Raw genomic sequence first — 7,932 nt, 5'->3', positions numbered from 1 at the left:
GACACCGCTATGCCACCGTGATCATGGATGCCGAGCGAACCCGCGTCCTGTGGGTGGGGCACGGCAACAGCCGGGCCGCTATCCGTCCCTTCTTCGAGCAGCTCGGCGAGCGATGCCAGCAGATTGAGGCGGTGGCGATGGACATGAACACGGCGTTCGACCTGGAGGTGAAGCAACACTGCCCGCAGGCGGAGGTGGTCTACGACCTGTTCCACGTGGTGGCTCGCTATGGCCGAGAGGTGGTGGACCGGGTGCGAGTGGAGCAGGCGAATGCACTGAAAAGCGATAAACCGGCGCGAAAAGTGGTCAAAAGTGCGCGTTGGTTGCTGCTACGTAATCGGGCGAAGCTGAGTGAAAAACAGGATGTGAAGTTGCAGGAGCTGTTGGCGGCGAATCAACCGCTGGCGATGGTGTACGTGCTGAAAGAGGCGTTGAAGGGCATCTGGTATGCGCCGAGCGTGTGGGAAGGATGGCGACGATGGCGGAGCTGGATGCGGCAGGTGAAGGAAAGCGGGCTAGCGCCGCTGCAACGATTTGGTCGAAATTTATCGAAATATATGCGGGGGATCCTGGCGAGTGCAAACTACCCGATGCACACGAGTGTGCTGGAAGGGGTGAACAACAAGATCAAAGTGATAAAGCGCATGGCATATGGATTTAGGGACTCAGAATACTTTTTTCTGAAAATCAAGGCGGCCTTCCCCGGAAAGCCGCGATGAACCTGTATTTATGCGATTGCTCGAGCTGGATATTACCAAATGGGTAAAACGAATGATGATTTATCGGGAGCGGGATTGCGCTAGATCAATTGGCGGAGCCGGCAACAAGCGGAAATGAGATCCCGGTTAAATTATGAGGAAACTCAACTTATTGCACCATTGTTAACGCTGTTGTCTGGCGACAGTGGGCTCAGTTGCCCGCCAGCCCGCGTCCGGCAAGGAAATGTGCGTCAAATGGCGCGAGCTGTATTCATTTAGGGATAGAAAATTTCTAATGTATATATATGCATTATTAACTTTAGGGGAGGGAGTCATTATAATCCCCTTATTGCCGGATTCAATCAGAGGATTGTCCATGGATACCATGGCCTATTCGAACGATGATCCAGTAAAAAGAGCCGGCGCTTGCCGGCTCTTTTTCCATCTGGTGTTTGCTTGTCGGCCTCTTTGCCGAGCGGGCCGTCTGGCCTAGCGTGGCAAGGGGATCAAGCCAGGGCCTGGGCCAGCAGGTGGATGGGGTGTTCGCAGCGGAACGCTGTGCTCATCTCGATCTGCCATTTGCAGGTTTCGCAGTCGGTGATGACCAGATCGGGCTTGAGCCGGTTTATCTGATCAAACAGCCCCTCGCCGATGGCCTGGCTGGTCTGGTAGTTCTCCGACTTGAAGCCGTAGGTACCGGCGATGCCGCAGCACTGGGAGTCCAGCACCGTCACCTTGACCCCTGGGATGGCGCGCAGCAGCTCCAGGGTATAGATGACCCCCCCCATCTTCTCCATGTGGCAGGGGGTGTGGTAGGCGATGTGCAGATTGAGCGGCTTCATCGCCGGCTTGTTGCCCTGGTAGAACTCGTTCCACAGGAAGCGGGTCACCAGCGAGATGCGATCGCGCACCTTGTGGTTGTCCTGCTCCAGCAGGTGGGGGTATTCGTCGCGCAGGGTGAAGCCGCAGGTGGAGGAGGTGGCTAGTAGCGGCATCTCGTTGCCGAGCAGGGTGTTCTCCAGCTGCTGGATGTTGAAGGCCGCCTGCTGCTTGGCCTTGTCCATGAAGCCGTTGGCAATCAGCGGCACGCCGCAGCACTTCTCCCGCTCCAGCAGCTGGACGCCGATGTTCATGGCGTTGAGCACCTGCACCAGCTCCTTGCCAAGTTGCGGGTGGTTGTAGTTGACGTAGCAGCCGTGGAAGTAGGCAATTTGGCGCGTAAAGCGGGCCTGACTCGCTTTCTGCTTTTTGTACCAGCCGCGGAAGGTGCCCTGGGAGTATTTGGGCAGGTCGCGGTGGGAGGAGACCCCCAGCGCCTTGTCCAGCACCAGCTTCATCGGCTTGAGGCCGGTGGTGAAGTTGACCACCGGGGCCATCAGGGTGGACATGCTGCCCATCAGGTCGGTGTGGGAGAGCACGAACTCGCGGATCCCCGGTTTGAAGCCGCTGTACTGGTGTTTGGCCTTGGCGATGATGTCGCCGATGCGCACCCCGCTCGGGCAGGCCACTTCGCAGCGCTTGCAGTTGGTGCAGTACTTGAGGGCGCTGTCAAAGAGCTCCGGGCTCTTGATGCGCAGCCGCTCCCCATCCGGGCCCGCCTGCTTGGGGCCTGGGTAGGCCGGGTTGGCCTTGGCCACCGGGCAGTAGGCGGTACAGACGGTGCATTTGATGCACTGATCGAAGGTTTGGTTGGCATGATCCAGTAGCATGTCAGTTCTCCTCCCGTTGGGTGTGAAGGCACGGGATATGGGACAAAATCGTCATTGGGCTGAACTCAAAATATGACCGGCAGCCTGCCAGCCGGTGGCAACGGCCACGCCTGAGCCTGACCCTTCTTTTATGGGGTCATAGTGCGCCAGCACGCTACCGGCGCCGTAGAGGTTGACGAGCGGTTTGCCGCCACGCAGCACTCTGAGCTTGTCGTCGGTCTTGACCCCGAAACCCATGAAGGGGTGGTGGTCGAACAGGCGGCGGCCGGCCCAGGCGTCGCGCTCGGGCAGGCTCAGCACGTCGGCGTTGAAGATGGGCTCACGAATGCCGCGCAGGCGCGACTCCAGCCCGCGGCTGAAGAAGCTGCCGGAGGCGAGTACAAAGTTATCCGCTTCAAAGAGTTGATCGTCGCCATTCTGGCTGTGCACGCCGATGACCCGATCTCCGTCGTAACGGGCGCCCAGCACCCGCTCGCTGGTGAGGAAGGTGCCGCCAAGGGCCATGAAGCGGCGCTTGAGGGCCTCCTGCATCCGCATGCCAATAAGCGACGGCGGCATGGTGGCAACCTCCTTGATGATGCAGCCGGTGCGCTGCTCCAGCTCCGTCAGGCGCGGGCCGACCAGCCCCAGCGACAGGCAGGCGGGCAGCACCAGGTGGCGGCAGCGCGGCTCACCGCTCTCCTGCACCATGCGGCTGATCTCGCGGGCTAGATCCGTCAGCAGGTCATGCTGGCCATTGCCCTGCTTGTCAAACAGGCGGGCGATGTCGGCGGAGCGAAACTCGTGGGGATTGCGGCTGAACTCGGCCAGCTGGGGCAGCCGAATTTCCCCGGTCAGGATGCGGCAGTGGGCGAAGCGCGCGTGGGTCGCGAGATTCGCTGCCGCGAGCTCGGGGTGAAAGTCGCGAAATCCCTCCAGGGTGGCCAGCAGGATGGCGTCGGGGGCCGGTGCATCGGTCACGCAGGCGCAGGTGTCGGGGGAGAGCCAGGTGGCTTTGAGGGTGCCGATGGGGGTCAGCCGCTGGTGGTTGCGCTCCTGGCGAAACAGCGGCAAGCCCTGGGCGGCGCAGTGGCGTTGCAGATCATCGAGGCTCGCCGCGATATGGGCCAGCCCCACCTTGCTGTAGGGATGCTCGGGGTTGGCGGCCATAAAGGCGGGCAGGGCGGCGCGGGGATCTCCCTCGCTCTCCAGCAGATCCACCGAGCCGGAGGAGAAGTGCAGGGCGCTCTGGCCGGAGGCCATCAGCAGGGTCTTCTGGCCGGCCTCGGCCAGGCGCAGGGCCGCGGAGAGGCCCGCCATGCCGCCGCCGATAGCGATGCTGTCAAATTTCATGGCTGCGCTCCTTGGTGGGATTGGCGGTGCTGGCGTCTTGCGGGAAGGGGGGCTCGGCCACCAGGTGGGGGGCCGTCCACTCGCCAAGGCCGAACAGCCCCTCGTAGATCCAGTAGGTAAATTCGGCTTCGCGCAGGGCATCGCCCCACAGCACGGGGCGGGTGCCCTTGTAGCGCTCCTCCAGGAACTGGCGCAGCATGACGCAAGCCTGGCGGCCGTCGGCCTTGCCGTACTCCTGCATCAGGCCGGCGGCGCGATAGGCGCACAGCTCCCCCTGACAGGGTCCCATGCCCAGACGAGTGCGGCGGCGCAGATCCACCAGGTTGTCCACATCCAGCTCGCGCAGGGCGTATTCGATTTCACCTGCGGTCACCATCTCGCATTCGCAGATGAGGGCGTTGGCCTTGGGATTGTCGCGGAAAAAGGCGATGACCCGCTCGCCGTGACGGTACTGGGCCGAGCCTTCAGCCGGGACCGAGAGACCGGGGGCGGAGACCTTCTCCGGATCCCGCGAGCCGGGCAGGCTCAGTTCAGCGGTGCGGCACGGTTTGCTGTTGCCAAGCTTCTTGGCAAGCAAGTCGGTGGCCCATTCTGCCATCAGCCGGTAGGTCATCAGCTTGCCGCCGGTGATGGTGTTGAAGCCCTTGAGCCCGTCGCGCTCGGCGTGATCCAGCAGCACTATGCCACGGCTAATGTTGCGGCCGGACTCGTCGCCATCCACCGCCACCAGCGGGCGAACCCCGGCATAGGCGCGCAGCAATCGGGTGCGGGCCATGATGGGGGCCAGTTTTATTCCTTCGCGCAGCAGCACTTCCACCTCTTCAGGCTCGACGGTGAGCTGGTCAATCTTGTGGTAATCGATGCGACTCGAGGTGGTGCCGATGAGGGAGATGGTATCGCCCGGCACCAGGATGTCCGCGTCCGCCGGTTTGCGGGCGCGGTTGAGCACCAGCTGGTTGATGCGGTAATCCATGATTAGCAGGGAGCCCTTGGCCGGGAACATGCGGATGCCGAGATCGGCGTACTCGCAGATCTGCTGGCCCCAGATGCCGGCGGCGTTGATCACCTCCTGGCACTCCACCTCGAACGCTTCGCCGGTGCGGGTGTTGATCGCCTTGACCCCGTGCACTCTGTCTTGGGTGCGCAGCAGCCCCAGCACCTTGCTGTGGGTGAAGATGCGGGCGCCGTGCTCCTTGGCATCCAGCACGTTGGCGGCAGCCAGACGGAAGGGGTCGACCGTGCCGTCCGGCACCTGAATGGCGCCGATCAGCGCCGGGTTGACGTTGGGTTCAAGGCGTAGCGCCTCGGCGGGATCCAGCTGGCGGGCGTCGATGCCCGCCAGGGCGCAGGCGTCCATGAAGGTATTTTGAAAATGGATGTCATCTTCCGGCAGGGTGATGAAGAGGCCGCCGGTGTCCTCGACGCAGTGGCTGGCGATCCGCTTGAGGATGCGGTTCTCCTGAATGCACTCGCGGGCGGACTCCTGATCCGTCACCGCGTAGCGGGCGCCGGAGTGAAGCAGGCCATGGTTGCGGCCCGTGGTGCCGGCGGCGATGTCGTCCCGCTCAAGCAGGATGCAGTCGATGCCGCGCAGTGCGCAATCGCGCATGATGCCGGCGCCGGTGGCGCCACCCCCTATGATGACGACTTGTGTGGTGATTCTTTTCATTCTTGCCCGTCTCATCTCTTCCAGATAAGGCCAGTGTGGCGCCTTCACGACGTAAAATGTTTGATATGGGCCAAATTAATGTTCGTAAACGCTCATTAAGTGTGAGGCGATGAGCGAAATGTGATGAACCTCACGTCACCGTCGAGGCGGGCAGGGGAAAGCATGACGGGAGGGGAGAAGGCCAGCCCGGGGGCTGGCCAGAGGGCGGCGTGGGGGAAACCTCAGCCGCAGCACTTCTTGAACTTCTTGCCGCTGCCACAGGGGCAGGGGTCGTTTCGCCCCACCCGCAGCGGCGCCGGATCCTGCTCGCCGTCGGTGTAGACCCAGCGCCCCTGATGGCGCACGAAGCGGGATCGCTCATGGAGGCAGTGACGTTCGTCCCCTTCCAGGAACCAGGCCTTGAATTCCACCATGCCGAGGGTGTCATCGGGGCCGCCCTGGCTGGTGAGGATCTCGAGGCCATCCCAGCGGGTGTCGGTCGATGAGAGGTCGGCCGCGGTCAGCCCGTTCAGATAGTCCGGGTGCCAGCTGTGTACCAGATATTCTCCCAATCCCAGCACGAAGGCGCTGTAGCGGGATCGCATCAGCTGCTCCGGGGTGGCGGCGGGCTGACCTGCGTGGAGTACACCGCAGCACTTGGCAAGAAAAAGAGAGGAACCGCAAGGACATAGGTTCATGAGTCAGCTCATCTGGTCGATAATTAAAGGTGGCGGGATTGTAGCGAACGCACTTCCCTTTCGGCCAGCTTCCCATGCCGTTTAGGCAGACATCATGCAGCAATGAACACAGCACAAAGGGTGACACAATGACACTTAAGCAGAAGATCCTGTTACTGGGGGCCATCCCCGTGCTGCTGATGGCCCTGGTGGTCAATCTCAGCAACTACCTGGTGGCCAGGAGCGATCTGGAATCGGATCTGGTGGTGGCGCGGGAGAGGGCAATCAAGGAGCGCAAGGCGCTGCTCAGCAGTTATCTGATGCTGGCCAAGACGGCCATCGAGGGCAGCTACGGCAAGCCTGACAGCCCCGAAGTGCGCCAGCAGGTGAAGGAGATATTGCGGCCGCTGCGCTATGGCAGCGACGGCTACTTCTTCGTCTACGACTAACAGGGCAATACCGTGCTGCTGCCGACCCGGCCCGAGATGGAGGGGAAGAACCGCTGGCAGGACAAGGATACCAAGGGTGCCTTCCTCATTCAGGGGATCATCAAGTCGGCGCGGGAAGGAGATGGCTTCTCGGAGTACTGGACCAACAAGCCCTCTATCGGGCGGGATGCCCCCAAGCTCTCCTTCAATCTGGTGCTCGACAAGTATCAGTGGGTCGTGGGCACGGGCTTCTACATCGACGACATCGACAATGAGCTGGCCACCCTGCGCAGCGAGCGGGAGGAGACCATGTATGGCTCCCTGAAAACCGGGGTGCTGTTCATCCTGGTGATCCTGGGGGTGACCCTGGCGGCAACCGTGGTGATCGGCAACCGGGTCACCCGCCCGCTGGCGGATGCGGTTGCCGCACTCAATGACATCGCCGACGGGGACGGGGATCTGACCCAGCGCCTCAAGGTGCAGAGCAAGGACGAGGTGGGGCAGCTGGCCGCCGCCTTCAACCGCTTCGTCGAGCGGATCCAGTCGGTGGTGAGCCAGGTGGGGGAGACCAGCCACCAGTTGCTGGGGGCCGTGGATCGGCTGCATAGCCTGAGCGAGCATGCGGACAGGCAGATGCAGGGCCATGGCAAGGAGACGGATCAGGTGGTGACCGCGGTGACCGAGATGAGCTCCACCGCCCAGGAGGTGGCGGCGAGCGCTTCCAACGCCGCCAGCGCCACCAGCGATGCGGCCCGCGAGTCCGATGCGGCCCGGGGGGTGGTGAACAGCGCCATCGGCAGCATCAACCGGCTGGTGGACGAAGTGCATGTGGCGGCCGGGGTCATCGAGCAGCTCGCCCACGAGACCGGCAAGATAGGCTCCGTGGTGGAGGTCATTCGCGGCATCGCCGATCAGACCAACCTGCTGGCCCTCAACGCCGCCATCGAGGCGGCCCGGGCGGGCGAGCAGGGGCGCGGCTTTGCGGTGGTGGCGGACGAGGTGCGATCCCTCGCGGGCCGTACCCAGCAGAGCACCAAAGAGATCAACGAGATGCTCCAGCGCCTGCAGGGCGGAGTGAAACAGGCGGTGGAGGTGATGCAGGCCAGCGAGGCACGCAGCCAGGAGACGGTGCAGGAGGCGAGCCACATCGCCAGCTCCCTGGACAGCATGGTGGCGGCGGTCGGCACCATCAACGACATGAACATCCAGATCGCCACGGCCGCCGAGGAGCAGCACGCGGTCTCCGAGGAGATCAACAAGAACCTGGTGGCCATCCAGCAGATCGTCAGCGAGCTGACCGAGGCGTCCGGGGAGTCCAGCACCACCACCCGCGCCCTGGCAGGCACGGGTGACAAATTGCGCCAACTCGTCTCCCGCTTCCGTTACTAATCACATTTTTGCCGTCTGGACAGGATTTCCAGACGGCAAATTTGGGGATCG

At 62.7% G+C, this 7,932-nt stretch carries 4 protein-coding genes and 2 pseudogenes; 2 read left to right on the top strand and 4 right to left on the bottom strand.

The annotated features are described in order from the left end of the window. A pseudogene (locus C3418_RS14745) lies at window positions 1-719 on the top strand (ISL3-like element ISAeme19 family transposase); the annotation flags it as partial. Window positions 720-1,204: 485 nt separating this feature from the next. Here C3418_RS14745 and glpC read toward each other — a convergent pair. From glpC to C3418_RS14725, 4 genes are all read right to left on the bottom strand, one after another. Then, a complete protein-coding gene (gene glpC, locus C3418_RS14740) occupies window positions 1,205-2,407 on the bottom strand; it encodes an anaerobic glycerol-3-phosphate dehydrogenase subunit GlpC (protein WP_052815435.1) in 1,203 nt (400 codons plus the stop codon). 51 nt (window positions 2,408-2,458) lie between these two features. After that, window positions 2,459-3,739, bottom strand: a complete 1,281-nt coding sequence (gene glpB / locus C3418_RS14735; protein ID WP_052815434.1) for a glycerol-3-phosphate dehydrogenase subunit GlpB — start codon at window positions 3,737-3,739, stop codon at window positions 2,459-2,461. Next, window positions 3,729-5,408 carry an anaerobic glycerol-3-phosphate dehydrogenase subunit A gene (gene glpA, locus C3418_RS14730; protein ID WP_069785654.1) on the bottom strand — a complete coding sequence of 560 codons (1,680 nt, stop codon included), beginning with the start codon at window positions 5,406-5,408 and terminating at the stop codon, window positions 3,729-3,731. The genes glpB and glpA overlap by 11 nt, the downstream gene beginning before the upstream one ends. 221 nt (window positions 5,409-5,629) lie before the next feature. Further along, window positions 5,630-6,085 (bottom strand): YchJ family protein, encoded by a 456-nt coding sequence (locus C3418_RS14725; RefSeq protein ID WP_080989954.1) that lies wholly within the window; start codon window positions 6,083-6,085, stop codon window positions 5,630-5,632. A gap of 128 nt (window positions 6,086-6,213) precedes the next feature. On the opposite strand from C3418_RS14725, the pseudogene C3418_RS14720 reads away from it, so the two are divergent. Further along, a pseudogene (locus C3418_RS14720) lies at window positions 6,214-7,881 on the top strand (methyl-accepting chemotaxis protein). The last annotated feature ends 51 nt before the right edge of the window (window positions 7,882-7,932 follow it).

This window comes from Aeromonas sp. ASNIH8 (genome assembly GCF_002919855.1).
Taxonomy (GTDB): domain Bacteria; phylum Pseudomonadota; class Gammaproteobacteria; order Enterobacterales; family Aeromonadaceae; genus Aeromonas; species Aeromonas caviae.
The sequence above is the reverse complement of the archived record's forward strand: the minus strand, read 5'-3'. Positions and strand labels throughout refer to the sequence as shown.

Coding starts and splice junctions, on each gene's coding strand:
- C3418_RS14725 (WP_080989954.1), bottom strand. CDS start 6,085: ATGAACCTATGTCCTTGCGGTTCCTCTCTTTTTCTTGCCAAGTGCTGC.
- glpB (WP_052815434.1), bottom strand. CDS start 3,739: ATGAAATTTGACAGCATCGCTATCGGCGGCGGCATGGCGGGCCTCTCC.
- glpC (WP_052815435.1), bottom strand. CDS start 2,407: ATGCTACTGGATCATGCCAACCAAACCTTCGATCAGTGCATCAAATGC.
- glpA (WP_069785654.1), bottom strand. CDS start 5,408: ATGAAAAGAATCACCACACAAGTCGTCATCATAGGGGGTGGCGCCACC.